We start from the raw sequence: 14776 nt of genomic DNA, 5'->3' as shown, positions 1-14776 counted from the left end.
TTAACTGTCAATTGGCCTAAAAATATGTGATTTTTGGAGAATGATAAGCATCAATTTTTGTTTAGTTGTGATGCGTAAATAAAATTATATCAATCCGTTGTACGTTGGGTAGGAGTGGCACTCCCGACCTGTTCTTGAAGTAAGACTAAGTTAGAAGCAACAATCCATTTATATGTCCCATTTTGATTTACAATCCCCTTTTCCACCGGCTGGCGATCAGCCCCAGGCCATTAAAGAACTGGTGGAAGGTCTTGAGCGCGGCGATCAATATCAAACATTACTTGGAATCACCGGCTCTGGTAAAACCCGAACGGTGGCCGATGTAATCGACCAGGTGGAGCGACCCACACTGGTGATGAGTCATAACAAGACGCTGGCGGCCCAGCTATACCGCGAGCTCAGTGACTTTTTCCCTGATAACCGGGTCGAGTTTTTTATCTCATACTACGATTACTACCAGCCGGAGGCATACCTTTCGTCACAGGATAAATACATTGAGAAAGACCTTTCCATTAATGATGAGATCCAGCGATTGCGCTTGAGGGCTACCAGTTCACTGCTTTCCGGTCGCCGTGATGTGATTATTGTTTCCTCGGTTAGCTGTATTTACGGCATCGGCTCGCCCTCTGAGTATGCGAAGCTGATTATCAACCTGGAGCAGGGCATGGAGATACCGCGCAACAAGCTGCTCTATGACCTGGTGGACCTGCACTATCACCGTAAAGACCACGATTTTGGCCGTGGCACGTTCCGGGTGCGCGGCGACCTGGTGGACCTCTATCCCGCCTACGCGGAGGATGGACTGCGCATCCACTTTTGGGGGGATGAAATTGAGAAGCTGGAGATTTTCGATGTAGACAGTGGCGATGTGTTGGAAACGGTAAATGAGTTTAAGATCTACCCTGCATCGCACTATGTGACCACGCAAGACCGGCTGGAAGAGGCGATTAAACAGATCCGCGAGGAGATGCACTGGCGTGTGGAAGTGCTTAAAGATGAGCAGCGTTTCCTGGAGGCCAAGCGACTGCAGCAGCGAACGCTGTTCGATATTGAGATGATGCAGGAGATCGGCTACTGTTCCGGTATTGAAAACTATTCGCGCTACCTGAGTAATCGAAAACCCGGTGAGCGGCCCTACTGCCTGTTCGACTACTTCCCGGATGATTTCCTGCTGGTAGTGGATGAGAGTCACCAGACAGTACCCCAGATTTCAGCGATGTACGGTGGTGATCGCTCTCGTAAACTGGAGTTGGTGGAGCACGGGTTCCGCCTGCCGTCGGCCATGGACAACCGGCCGTTGACCTTCGAGGAGTGGGAGTCGGTTACCAACCAGTGCATTTTTGTGAGTGCGACACCCAGTGACTATGAGCTTGAGAAGAGCGGTGGTGTATACGTAGAACAGATTATTCGTCCAACCGGACTCATGGAGCCCGAGATCGAAGTACGACCCGTTGACAACCAGATTGACGATCTCATCGATGAAATACGGGAGCGTGTCAAGAAAGGCGATCGTGTGCTCTGTATTACACTGACGAAGCGACTGAGTGAAGAACTGAGCGAATACCTGAAGAATATCGGTATCTCAGCGGCATACATGCACAGCGAGCTTAATGCACTGGAACGGGTAGAGATCCTGTTCAAATTCCGGCGCGGAGATTTCAATGTGTTGGTGGGTATTAACCTGCTGCGAGAGGGTATTGACATTCCGGAGCTGAGCCTCGTGGCCATCCTCGATGCCGACAAGGAGGGTTTCCTACGCTCCGAAACCTCGCTGTTCCAGATTGTGGGACGTGCTGCAAGGAATGTGGAAGGTAAGGCCATCCTGTACGCTAACAAGATCACCGACAGCATGAAAACCGTGATCGATGAAACCGAGCGTCGTCGTAAAGTTCAGAAAGAATATAATGAGGAGCACGGCATTACGCCCAAGACGATCGAGAAAGAGCTCAAACCGCTTGTGGATCCGGCCCTCATTTCCGCACAGTCATTCGACCTTGATGAGAAGTCTGAAGAGGAAGAAGAGGCCCTGGAGGTCGTTAAAGTGGCTGAGGAGGGAATAAAGTACAAAGCGAATCCCGCCATGAAAGAGGTTACATTTGAAAACAAGGAGAATTTTCTCGAATATCTACGTGATTCTATGTACACTGCGGCTAAGAATATGGAGTTTGAAGAGGCCGCCAGAATTCGTGATCAGATTGAGCAGCTTGAACAAGAACTATAGGAACCTGTTAATAAGTTATCGTTTATATTTATTGAACAACCGGTAACCGTTAACTGTAAAACATTGGATATTTTGAAAAGCACAATTACGTACCTGAAAAACTTTTTAAAAGATAAAGACGTAGCATCGGTAACGCCCTCATCTAAATTATTGATACGGCGTGTATGCGGACCAATTGATTTTGACAAAGATATCGTGATTTTGGAATATGGCGCTGGGACCGGTGTATTTGCCGATTATCTTTTGAAGCAAATGACAAAGGATTCTAAACTGATCCTTTTTGAGACGAATGAAGATTTTTATGACAAGCTTAAGGAAATTTCAGATCCGCGCGTCGAAGTTTTTAATGACAGCGTTGAGCACGTAAAGACGTTGTTAAAGGGGAAATATCTGGATGAGGTGGATTATGTAATTTCAGGTATCCCGTTCTCCTTTTTAGAACCTGACATGAAGTCATCAATCCTTTCACAAACGGTAGATATGCTTAAGAAAGGCGGCAAGTTTTTGGCATATCAGACCTCCGGCCATCTTAAGGATCCTCTCAGGAAAGCGTTTGGCAATATCAGTACAGAGATGGAGTTTTTGAACGTACCACCGATGGTTGTATACGAGGCAACCAAGGAATAATCCGGTTGATATAAGTTAGTATTATATTAGTTCTCCAGTTCAACTACGTACAAGGGTAGTTTTTAGCTCTCCTTTCCCTTTATTCAAAGAGCCCTTATTCTATATTTCTCATATCGATCGGGATGTGCATTGTGCTAAACCAACGTCAGTTCGATATAAGGATCACAAAAATTATAGCTGTCATCGCGAGGAGGCGTCTTTGATAGTAGCCGGCCCCATCTTGAAGTCGACGTGGCGATCTCCCTGCCCGATTTTTATTTATCCTATTATGAGATTGCCACGGAATCCCTCGCAATGACAGTTTTTATCTCGAACTCGTTAAACCAGTAAAATAGTAGTAACAGTGGTACAAGACGGGAATTCTCCAAATAAAAAGTGTAGTACACTATCTTTAAAGTGCACTACACTACAAGTGTATCAGACAGTCACAAACAGGTACTAAGTAAGCCCACAGTATCCCGGTGACTGGTGAATCTAATTTCTAGTTGGCTGTCTCTTGACGCTCTTTCTCTTTAATACGAGCTGACTTACCACGTCGGTCACGCAGGTAATAGAGCTTGGAGCGACGTACATCGCCGCGTCGTTTAACTTCCACTTTGGCGATAAAAGGTGAGTGGGTCGGGAAAATTCGTTCAACACCGACATTACCAACGGAAATTTTCCGTACGATAAAAGTTTCATTGGCACCGCTGCCGCGCCGGGAAATAACAACGCCCTCGAACTGCTGGATACGTTCTTTATCTCCCTCACGTACACGGTAATGTACATTTACAGTGTCTCCTGATTGAAAATCAGGTATGTCTTCGTTTACTAGTGTCTGTTCGACAAGTTTTAGCTTATCCATTGTACTGTCCTTAGTGTTCTTTTAAAAATTTCTTGTAAATATCAGGTCTACGCTGCTTTGTTCGCTCCAGCGACTGTTTGTGTCGCCATTGTTCCACTTTTTGATGATCTCCGGATCGCAAAACCTCCGGGACTTCCATGCCTTTGAATTTTGCTGGTCGGGTGTAAACAGGTCCCTCCAGCAGTCCGTCTTGAAACGAGTCGCTCAGGGCACTTTCGGCATCGCCCAGCACGCCCGGCAGCAGACGAACAATCGCGTCTGCAATTACCAGGGCAGGTAGTTCGCCACCCGAAAGCACAAAATCACCGATACTGTACTCCTTGGTGATCAAGGCATCTCGCACGCGCTGATCAACACCTTTATAATGGCCGCACAAAATGATCAGATTCTGTTGAACCGACAGCTCATTGGCTGCCTGTTGATTAAAATGCTCACCGTCCGGTGCGGTAAAGAGGATCTCATCATAGTCTCGCTCACTTTTCAACTTCTCAATGCACGAGAAAATGGGCTGTGGGGTGAGTACCATTCCGGCACCGCCCCCATAGGGATAATCATCCACCTTGTTGTGCTTGTCCTCGGAGTATTCGCGGAGGTCGTGGATCTGAATTTCCACTTTTCCATTCTCCTGGGCATTTCCAACAATACTGTGGTTCAGCGGGCTCTCCAGCACCTGGGGAACAGCCGATATGATATCAATTCTCATCATCGGTTATAAGCCTTCCAGTTGATCCAGGTTTTGACACCTGATGATTTTATCCTCTTCATTTAATGTTACAATGTACTCATCAACAAACGGAATCAGAAGTTGTCGATCATCGTCAGTGCTCACCTGTAGTATCGGGTGCGCCGGGTTATCGATGGTGAATTCGACTTTTCCGAGCTGTTGATCTTGCTCATCATACACCTCGTAGTCAGTGAGATCCACCGTTGCCGGTTGATCAATGAGGTTCTCGGCAGCTGCCCGGTTAACATACACCGGGCAGTTTTTTATCTGTTCCGCCTCATTGCGATCAGCTACGTGTTCAAATTTAACAAAGAACGAGAGCCGATTCTGCTTTTCCTGCACTCGAAACGACTCAATACGGGCGGGGATTAAATCCCCCCTGCTGTTTTGCAGATGCACGATATCAATCTCTTCAAAAAGCGTGGGAACCTCCACTTCGGGGATAATCAAGACCTCTCCGTGGACTCCATGCGATCGGTTAACATACCCGATCAGTAGATACTGGTTTGCAATAGGTTCCAGCATGGCACTTAGTGTACTACATAATTTAGTGTGCTACAGCTGAACGTGCAGTACACTTGGCAAAGCTAGCCTTCTTCCTGCTTGGTTTCCCATGCTCTCTGAACCGTCACACGGTCTTCATCATCAGTGACAAAGCCTTCCAGCTTTTCAAGCGGGGTATTCTCAATATGATCGATCGCTTCCTGTGCAAGCATGTCCGTAGAGACCTTGGCCTCTTCTTCATCCTCGTCTTCAGGCTCTTCATCAGATTCAGCCTCAGCAGTTACTTCTTCCTCGGCTTCCTCTTCATCTTCGGCCTCATCCTCTTCTGCTTCCTCAGCATCAGAGGCTTCGGCTTCTTGCGTTTCTTCTTCAGCAGCTTCCTGCTCTTCTTCCTCGTCCGCTTCAGGTTTCTCAACTTCGGCCTCGGCTTCAGCATCAGCTTCTACTTCTTCCTCTGTTTCTGCCTGGGCTTCAACCTCTTCCGTTTTGTCTTCTTCAGCGACTACTTCTTCTTCAGTTTCAGCTGCTTCTTCTGTTACAACTTCCTCTTCAGCAGGTTCTTCTTCAGCAACTTCCGCCGTAGTCTCATCTTCCTCTTCTTCATCTTCATCAGAAGCAAGGGCTTCCTGCTTTGCCTTTTCCTTGGCGGCTTCTTCCGCTTTTTTCTGAAGCTGTTTCTGATATTCTTTCTCTTCGGCTTCGAGAAGGGCGCGGCGTTGTTCTTTCTTAGAAGCTTCTTCTTTTTTCTCTTCAACCTCGTCAGCGCGTTGTTCACGCCATTCTTCCATGGCAGCTTCGATCTCTTCTTCCGACTTGCCCCATCTAATCAGGTGCATTTTGTACATCAGCCCCTGTTTCTTGAGGATGGAACGTACCGTATCACTCGGTTGTGCTCCTTTTTTGAGCCAGTGAATTGCGCGATCCTTGTCAAGTTCCAACTGGTTAAGTGTGGAAAGGTTGTAGAATCGTCCCAGGTCTTCAACAATACGACCATCACGGGGTGAGCGGCTATCAGCTACCACAACGTGATAAATAGGACGCTTTTTACGACCTCTTCGTTGTAATCTTATTCTTAACAATGTGTGTTTCTCCTATAGTGTTTTGTTTAACAATTGGTTTCTTGAGGATTACGTCGGAATCTTGCGCAATATTTATTTAGGAAACTGCTCGGCTAAAAAGCAATGTCCTAAAAGTATCAAAGTATCAAAGTATTAACGTGTTAATGTGTTAACGTAGAAATTTTGCACATGAACACGTTAACACATAAGCACGTCAATACATTACCTGCCAAAAGGCATGTTCTTCATTCCCCCGCCCATACTGTTCATCAGCTTGGCGATGGAACCCATGCCTGAGAATTTCTTCATCATTTTCTTCATCTGATTAAACTGCTTCATCAGATCATTAATCTCCCGGACTTTTGTTCCTGAGCCCTGGGCAATACGTCTGCGCCGGCTTGCATTCAGGATATCGGGATTTCTGCGTTCTTCGGGAGTCATAGAGTCGATGATCGCTTCAATTGGTTTAAATGCCTCATCATCGAGCTCTTCATCCTGCAGCGCCTGGCTGGCCCCGGGAATCATACCCACCAGATCAGTGAGGCTTCCCATGTTTTGAATCTGCTTAAGCTGATCTCGGAAGTCCTCCAGGTTAAAGTCGTCGGACTTGATCTTCTTTTGCAGCTTCTGGGCTTCCTCCTCATCAAACTCTTTCTGTGCCTTTTCAACCAGTGAGACCACATCACCCATGCCCAGGATCCGTTGTGCCATCCGGTCGGGATAGAACGGCGTGAGAGCATCGAGAGTTTCACCAGTGCTCACAAACTTGATCGGTTTCTGCACCACATTCTTAATCGAAAGGGCAGCACCACCGCGGGTGTCACCGTCAAGCTTGGTCAGTACAACACCATCGTAGTTGATGGTTTCGTTAAATTCTTTTGCCGTATTCACCGCATCCTGACCGGTCATGGAGTCGACGATAAAGAGTGTTTCGTGCGGTTCAACCGCTTTCTTAATCTCGGCGACCTCGTCCATCATCTTTTCATCCACGTGCATACGGCCCGCGGTATCGATGATAACGGTATCCAGTGCCAGGCTCTTGGCCATCGACACCGCCTCTTTGGCAACGCGAACGGCATCTTTTTGACCAATGGAATATACAGGCACATCAATCTGTCCCGCCAGTGTTTTCAGCTGGTCGATCGCCGCCGGCCGGTACACATCCGCAGCCGCGAGGATGGGATTCCGGTTGTTCTCCCTTTTCAGGTATCGGGCCAGTTTGGCCGAGAACGTGGTTTTACCAGAACCCTGCAGGCCGGCAATCAAAATAACGGTCGGGGGCGTGTGGGCAACGCTGATATCCACACGATCCTGCCCGAGTATATTGACCAGCTCATCGTGTACAATCTTGGTGAACTGCTGGCCGGGATTCACAGCGGTCAGAACATCTTCACCCATCGCACGCTCTTTCACCCTGTTCGTAAACTCCTTGGCAACCTCGTAGTTTACGTCGGCATCGAGCAGGGCACGACGAATTTCGCGAACCGTCTCCGCAACGTTGACGTCGGTGATCTTCGCTTCGCCCTTCAGGGACTGAACCGCTTTATCTAGCTTTGATTGAAGATCTTCAAACATAATTCAAGATGTTCTGTAAATACTGTGTGATTAATTTTATCCCAAAATAAAGCCACGGGACAAAGTCTCGCAAAATAAGGACATTGAACGTCATGTTCAACAGAAGAAATCAGTGATAAATTTAGACATTTCAATTATAGGAATTGAAGGCTGTCCAGTGTAGTAATTTTCCCAATCTGCGAGCTTTTCCATTTTAAGTCCATCTAAGTTTTCAAAGAAATTCCCCAAACCTTAAAGGTTTCACTATTACTCGAGCCTGGAGCTTCATCTTAATCATCGTGAGTTAAGTGATACACTTTTAGAATCGGAAGTTGTCTGTTAAAAAAATAAGGGTATGAGGTGAATATGAATTCTGGGGAAAGTAAAACAATTTGGATCCGAAAGAAGAGAATGAGGAGGCTGTGGATAAACTTAGGTTGAAATATTTGTAAAAATTAGGACAATTTAATCTAGAAAGGGTGCATATATCATGCGAATTTTATATAAATAAAGTAGAGAGACAAGAGAGGGGATCAAAAAATGAGTAAATGGCCTATCATACTTGCAGTATTGTTGGTTTCGCCAATTTTAGTGGGTGCACAAGCCCCCTCTTCTGTTTATGGGTATATAACCGAGCTAAATACCGGTGACTATCTAATTTCAGCTAATATTGCATTTTCTCCTGAGGGCAGAGGCACCACAACAAACAGTATGGGATATTATGAGCTGAACGATATAGCCCCGGGGACCTATACTCTTGTATCAACATATATTGGTTATAAAAGATTTGAAAAGGAGATTACCCTGCTTCCCGGGGAGCGTCTACGACTTGATATATCCCTGGAACCAATGGAGTACCGCTTGCAAGACGTTGTGGTGGAGTCGAAAATGCAGAACGAAGTGCGTCGAAATATCGGGATCGCCCATGTATCGGCGTCGTTAGTGAATGATCTTCCATCTGTTGTGCAGACCGATCTTTTTCGTTCTCTGCAGTTGCTGCCGGGCATTACATCAGCGTCGGATTTTTCCAGCGGGCTGTATGTCCGGGGGGGCAGTCCGGACCAGACACTCATTCTCTTGGATAATGCAACAGTATATAATCCATCGCACTTCTTTGGTTTTTACTCTACCTTTAATCCCAGTGCCATAGGTGATGTGAACCTGTACAAGGGAAACTACCCGTCCCAGTTTGGAGAGAGATTGGGTTCTGTAATATCCATAAACAGCAAAGAGGGATCCCAGAATAAATTTGGAGGAACTGTCGACCTGGGACTCCTGGCATTGGGGGCTTCCTTGGAAGGTCCGCTTGGCAAAAACGGATCGTGGATGCTGGCGATGCGCCGTTCCACACTGGAACCGATGCTTGGCGTTCTCCGCAAGTCCTACGAAGATATTCCTGAACATTTTTATTTCACAGATCTGAACGGAAAAGTAAGCGGGAATATCAATCCCAATAACAAAGTATCCCTTTCCTTTTATTCCGGCTTGGATAACCTGGTATTTCCTGTCGGAAAAGATGTAGGTATTGATTTGAAGTATGGGAACCAGATCATCAGTTCTAAGTGGAGACATATTCTTTCTGATAACCTTTTTACTGAAATTAATATTTCTAACTCCCGGTATTATAATTTTCCGGGTGTCAATGTCGCTTCTACCTATTATGAACGATCTAATGGCATTCATGATGTTTCTGTTAGTGCTAAAGTGGAATATTTGCCTGAGGGCAATCACGAATTTTTAGTAGGGTTGTGGATTAAAGATCAGACGTTGTCCTTTGAGGACAGGGAAGACCAGTATGTAACATTTGAAACTGAAATTCGCTCGTTGTACAGCTCTTTGTACCTTCAGGACAACTGGATGTTATTTGATAATGTGATGTTTTCTCCAGGGGTCCGTATCAACCAGATAATAGGCGGCGATTTTTTTCGAGCTGAACCCAGGCTTTCGTTTGAATATCGTCCTATCGAGCCGTTGCGCCTCCAGGCAGCATATGGACAGTACAGCCAGTTTATGACCCTTATTTCGAATGATTCATTTACTGGATTGGATGTGTGGCTCACTGCAACTGACCAGGTTCCCCCGGCATACGGTGACCAGTTTGCTTTAGGGATCAAAACCATTCCAAGGGCTGGATATAAAATTGACGCTGAGCTGTATTACCGTACCATGTCGAGTCTTTTTGAGCCGGATCCTTTTTTGCCAGATTGGTCAGGTATGAATTACAGGGATATTTTCCGATTCGGAAAGGGGTATGCCTACGGAATTGAATTATTTATGGAACGACATATTGGTGATCTGACCGGGTTCATGGGATATACCTACAGCGTGACACGTCGCAGATTTCCCAACTTTAACGAGCCGTTGGCGCGGAAAGGTACTGCCGGATTTTACCCAACACGGTTTGATCGAAGTCATGATTTGAACCTGGTGATGGAGTATCAGTTCAATGCGCAATGGTCCGCCTCAACCGTTTTCAGCCTTGCCAGTGGACAGCCTTTCACCAAGCCACTTGCCAGATCAAAAACATTTAATTCCCCGTTAAGTGCAACAGACAGTCCCCAGATTATTACCGGGAAAGTACATGGATCGCGGTTGCCTCCTTATCACCGCCTTGACCTGAGTTGTACTCGAACGGGCACCTTCTGGGGTGTGGCAGTAACAGAGCTTCAGGTGCAGGTGATAAACGTGTATTCAAGGAGAAATATCTGGTTTTACAACTACAACCTGGATCACAATCTTGCAAAACGGAATGAAGTGCGGTTACTACCCCTGATGCCGAGTATTTCTTACAGCATAAAATTTTGAATTATGAATCCGACAGCCTCATGCATATTGGTCTTATTCCTGGTCTCTGGCTGCGAGCTCTACAACCAGGAGCAGTACCAGGAATATTATGCTGTTGAGGCCTACCTCATAGCGGGTCACCAAATGCCTTCCGTATGGGTGACAAAAACTACTTCAATTGACGATTTCTTTTACTGGGACAGCGTAGGAGTAAGTAATGCAAATGTTCAGGTTAGGCTCCTGAGTAATGACCACGCCGTATCCGAATCTTATGGTTTCATGCATGGGAACCACGGTAAATACTACCCGGCAGATAGCGTCATTGTCAAATCGAACCGGTGGTACCAGCTAAAGGTTGACTTACCTGGTGGCGATGTCATAGTAGCCGAGACATTTGTTCCGGGTACTTTTAAAACGGTGAAACAACCAAAGCCTGCTTACCTGTATCAGGGAGAGGTTCCAATTGAAATTGTATCAACCCGCAGTAGTTTTCCCGGGCGCCAGACTTATTATTATATAACAGTTAATGCTGAAAACCCGGTAGAGAACAAGTTAACGCCTTTTTATCGAGACCTGGTCAATAGAAATGGAGAATTTATCAAAGCATATATTAAGAATACCATCGGAATTACCAATGAAGAAAGTTATCAAACTAACAAAGATGGAAATATCATTATTCGGGTACCCTGGGCCGCGATCGCCTTTTACGGGCAAAATGATATAGTCATTAATGCCATTGATGATAATATTTATGATTTTTTACGCTCCCAAAATGGACAGAGAGATGCAAGGCTATCCGTGTCACTGGGGGAAATTCAGAATATCAGGTATAACGTAGACGGGGGGATTGGCATTTTCGGTAGTATGGCTTCGGTTGTTAGCCGCGTTGAAATAAAGAAGCCTTAGTAGGATTTTTGCCCTAACCGATCTCTTTTGACATTGTATCCCTGCACTTTGATGCCAAACTTTGTTTCCAGTGCAAATCCCATCCACTTCTGCCTCCTATTTTTAAAATAAACTATCCGTATAAATTAGCTTGATCCGTGTTATCTGGGTTCTATTTGTGTTTCGAATCGCTTGGGATTTGAACCATTTCTTTTGTTATTTTCGACCACATCAAAAAGAAACGGAAAGTTAAGTAAGGAAACGAGTTTATGTCGGATCAGAAAAGCTATGGATTACTGGAAGGGAAAAAGGGATTAATTTTTGGGGCACTTGATGATCGCAGCATCGCTTGGCGAATTGCACTGGCCTGTGATCGTGAAGGTGGAGAGTTTGCACTGAGTAACGCACCGGTAGCCCTGCGTTTTGGGGATTTGGATGAACTTTCCGAAATAACCGGTTCTTCCATCTATCCGTGTGATGTGACGAATGAAGACGAAATTGAGGAGCTGATGGAGAACGTGAAGGAGGAATATGGAGGCATTGATTTCATCCTGCACGCCATCGGCATGTCGCCCAACATCCGTAAGAAGAAAGGATATGAGGAGCTAAACTATAATTGGTTGCAGCAGACACTGGATATTTCTGCCATTTCGCTCCACAAGGTTCTGCGCTATGCGGATGAAGCCGGTATTCTCAATGACGGGGCTAGTATTGTTGCGCTTTCGTATATCGGGGCACAACGGATTTTTTCAAAATATTCCGATATGAACGACGCCAAAGCCCTCCTCGAGAGCATTGCCCGGAACTACGGTAGCCGGCTGGCCGACCGCGGCATCCGCGTTAACACCATTTCGCAGGCTCCGACCAAGACCTCGGCTGGCGGCGGTATCAAAGGGTTTGACGCCATGTACACGTTCGCTGACAAAATTGCCCCGCTTGGCAATCCCAGTGCGGATGAGTGCGCGGACTACTGCGTAACGCTCTTTTCCGACCTCACCCGCAAAGTGACCATGCAAAACCTCTACCACGACGGCGGATTTGTGACCGCGGGTATCTCCGAAGACATGATTAATGGTCTGACTGAGCTTTATGGTGATGAGGATGAAGAATAATATTTGTAGTTGAGTCCAACTCAAGGAGTTCCCTGACCTCTACTTATCTTAGAAAGTACCTTAACGATATCTTATTCCACCCCGCTGTTGAAAGGTTTATTTCGTTACTGACAATCATAAAACTCATTTTACAAAACAATAGTGCGTTTTAAGAGAAATTCTATATCTATGGAGATCTATCAACTCTAAATCAGAATTTAGAAATGAATTTCATCAAGTTTATTCTGACTTCAGCGGCAGTACTTTCTCTTATTACTACTCAAGGAATTGCCCAATCTAATTTTGTAGAGGGATATATAGTATCTCAAGATAATGATACCACCTACGGATATATTGATTTCCGGGGATGGATCAAGAACCCCAGATTCATCCGCTTCAAAAGGAACAAAGAGATGGAAGAGGAGGAATACACTCCCAGTAATCTAAAATCTTTTCATGTGGATAACCGGTTTTATGTGAGCCGTAAAGTCCGAATTGATTCCAATCCACGTAGTATTGGAAATCTGGAAGATATGCCTGATTCACGGGTGGATACAGTTTTTCTACAGGAGTTGGTTAGAGGTGAGACTTCGCTGTTTTCATACATGGATCAGGAGCTCCATTTCTATGCAGCCCATGATGGTAGAGTACACCCGCTTATCCACCAGGTCTCAAAGGGAAACAGGAATGGGCAATCAATAGTAATGCGAAACGAGGAGTACATAGAACAGCTAAAATCACTTTTCAAGGGCTGTTCGGCTGTCCTGGAGATCGATAATCTCCGGTACTCGATGAAGCCGATGATTGAGCTTTTTGAACGTTATAATCAACATTGTACGGCTCCCGGAGTACAGTACGTCCACACACAGGAAAAAGCTAAAGTATCGTTTACGCTGCAGTTAGGAGCCACACGAGGACAGGTTTCCTATAATCGGCACTCCTTCGGTTCCAGTACCAATTTAGTCTTTGATGAATCGCTAAATCTTACTCTTGGTGCTACTCTAAACCTCTTATTGCCAGGAAATCTTGGCAAATGGTCCGCCACTTCTGAACTGCTTTATCGACCAATGAACTATACATACACTACAACAGGGGGCAATAGCTCCGAGACACGTACCTACCAAATCGGAGCCTCTTATTTGAAACTGAACATCCTCGTTAGACGGCACCTTCGCTGGGATAACGTTCAGCCCTATTTGAACGCAGGGGTATCCAACGGGTTCGCTTTTAATACAACCAACAAAGGGGTAAGTAGATATGGCGATGCATCCAGCGAAATTCAACCGGCTTTGCTTGGCAATTACAGAAGGTATGAATTAGGCGGCCTGGCAGGGCTGGGTATCAGTTCAGGTATGTTTAATTTTGAGTTGCGTTATGAAATTACTGATGGAATGGCGGAATGGAACTTGGCATCTGAGGGTACTACGGCCAATAATTTCTATGTTTTGGTGGGATACAGGCTCTAAAAAAGTCGTAATAGGCAATAGGAGGATAGCCGCACTTATATTTGTCTTTGCATCTTGTTATATAATGATCTGAAATAGATTTTTATAACCTTTATGGCCCTTATCAATACTTACAACCATCCTGGGTTTGCTGGCCGGAACACTTACTAGCATTGCATATTTTCCACAGGCCATAAAACATGGAAGACAAAATAAGCAAAGGATATCTCGCTAGGTATGTATCTCATTATGTGTTCCGTAGTAGGCTCTGGCTGGTATACGGGGTTTTGATATCCGATCTGCCCGTAATCCTGACAAATGCGGTAACCTTACTCCTTGCTCCAAGCATACTCTGACCTCAGTTGGATATAAGGATCACAAAAATTATAGCTGTCATCGCGAGGAGGCGTCTTTGATAGTAGCCGGCTCCATCTTGAGGTCGACGTGGCGATCTCCCCGTCCATTTACTGTTCACCCGCCGGGAGATCGCCTCCCGCAAGTTTTCGGGATTCCAATGATCACTTAATCCTCTTCGCAATGACAGGTTCTGTCTCGAACTGACGCTAAATATTGTTGCATTTCAGAGGAGGTGCTAAATTAATTGAGACGGTCGTCTCACAGGCACTGAGATAGTCGTCTCAAGATCTACGAGACGATGGTCTCGGTAAGTATGAGACGTTGGTCTCACTATGTATGAGATAGTCGTCTTGGTAAGTGCGTTAATCTTATAAAGAGGAGATTTTCACCAGCGCTTATTCAAACCCCCTCGTGAGGAGGCCCGGCTTTACCTGAGTTCAACATAAGAATTACTAAATTGTTGGCTCAACGATGCGGTCGATGCGGCGACTCCTCATCCGTTTTTTGTTTACGCATAGGATTGTCGCTGGATTACTTGCAATGACAGGTTTTATCTCGAACTGACGTGTGTGCCTTGAAGTAGAGACATGTTGTCCGACTTAAGCAACATGTTCTTTTACATACTGTTGTAGAGATGGTAGTTGGCCTACCGGAGGCGCTGTCAGCCAGTGCCTTCAAACCG

Annotated in this window: 11 protein-coding genes; 6 read left to right on the top strand and 5 right to left on the bottom strand. The window is 45.7% G+C overall.

The genetic code is table 11. The features are described from left to right. The first annotated feature begins 172 nt into the window (after nucleotides 1-172). Together uvrB and NC796_RS18605 are read left to right on the top strand one after the other, a co-directional pair. Entirely contained in the window at nucleotides 173-2221 is a 2049-nt protein-coding gene (gene uvrB, locus NC796_RS18610) for an excinuclease ABC subunit UvrB (protein ID WP_310686612.1), read from the top strand. A gap of 72 nt (nucleotides 2222-2293) precedes the next feature. After that, entirely contained in the window at nucleotides 2294-2848 is a 555-nt protein-coding gene (locus NC796_RS18605; protein ID WP_310686610.1) for a methyltransferase domain-containing protein, read from the top strand. Nucleotides 2849-3329: 481 nt separating this feature from the next. Here the strand turns inward: NC796_RS18605 and rplS are convergent, their stop codons facing one another. The 5 genes from rplS to ffh all read right to left on the bottom strand — a co-directional run bounded on the left by rplS (nucleotide 3330) and on the right by ffh (nucleotide 7553). Beyond that, nucleotides 3330-3692, bottom strand: coding sequence for a 50S ribosomal protein L19 (gene rplS / locus NC796_RS18600; protein WP_310686609.1), 363 nt, complete (start codon nucleotides 3690-3692; stop codon nucleotides 3330-3332). A gap of 10 nt (nucleotides 3693-3702) precedes the next feature. After that, on the bottom strand, nucleotides 3703-4395 hold the full coding sequence (gene trmD / locus NC796_RS18595) for a tRNA (guanosine(37)-N1)-methyltransferase TrmD (RefSeq protein WP_409070396.1): 693 nt from the start codon (nucleotides 4393-4395) through the stop codon (nucleotides 3703-3705). A gap of 6 nt (nucleotides 4396-4401) precedes the next feature. Continuing rightward, nucleotides 4402-4941 (bottom strand): ribosome maturation factor RimM, encoded by a 540-nt coding sequence (gene rimM, locus NC796_RS18590; protein WP_310686607.1) that lies wholly within the window; start codon nucleotides 4939-4941, stop codon nucleotides 4402-4404. A gap of 62 nt (nucleotides 4942-5003) precedes the next feature. Continuing rightward, entirely contained in the window at nucleotides 5004-5999 is a 996-nt protein-coding gene (rpsP, locus tag NC796_RS18585) for a 30S ribosomal protein S16 (protein ID WP_310686606.1), read from the bottom strand. Between the two features lie 201 nt (nucleotides 6000-6200). Next, nucleotides 6201-7553, bottom strand: coding sequence for a signal recognition particle protein (ffh, locus tag NC796_RS18580; RefSeq protein ID WP_310686605.1), 1353 nt, complete (start codon nucleotides 7551-7553; stop codon nucleotides 6201-6203). Between the two features lie 519 nt (nucleotides 7554-8072). Between ffh and NC796_RS18575 the strand changes: the two genes are divergently transcribed. The 4 genes from NC796_RS18575 (at nucleotide 8073) to NC796_RS18560 (ending at nucleotide 13758) form a co-directional block, all read left to right on the top strand. After that, entirely contained in the window at nucleotides 8073-10337 is a 2265-nt protein-coding gene (locus NC796_RS18575; protein ID WP_310686604.1) for a TonB-dependent receptor, read from the top strand. Nucleotides 10338-10340: 3 nt separating this feature from the next. After that, nucleotides 10341-11222, top strand: coding sequence for a DUF4249 family protein (locus tag NC796_RS18570; protein ID WP_310686602.1), 882 nt, complete (start codon nucleotides 10341-10343; stop codon nucleotides 11220-11222). Between the two features lie 248 nt (nucleotides 11223-11470). Continuing rightward, nucleotides 11471-12313 carry an enoyl-ACP reductase gene (locus tag NC796_RS18565; RefSeq protein WP_310686600.1) on the top strand — a complete coding sequence of 281 codons (843 nt, stop codon included), beginning with the start codon at nucleotides 11471-11473 and terminating at the stop codon, nucleotides 12311-12313. Between the two features lie 203 nt (nucleotides 12314-12516). Next, nucleotides 12517-13758: an outer membrane beta-barrel protein gene (locus NC796_RS18560; RefSeq protein ID WP_310686598.1), complete on the top strand. Its 1242-nt coding sequence runs from the start codon at nucleotides 12517-12519 to the stop codon at nucleotides 13756-13758. Nucleotides 13759-14776 lie beyond the last annotated feature (1018 nt).

Origin of the sequence: Aliifodinibius sp. S!AR15-10, assembly GCF_031569985.1 — a bacterium.
Lineage (GTDB): Bacteria > Bacteroidota > Rhodothermia > Balneolales > Balneolaceae > JAMQKA01.
Note: the sequence above shows the minus strand (reverse complement) of the source record. Positions and strands in the feature narration are given on the sequence as shown.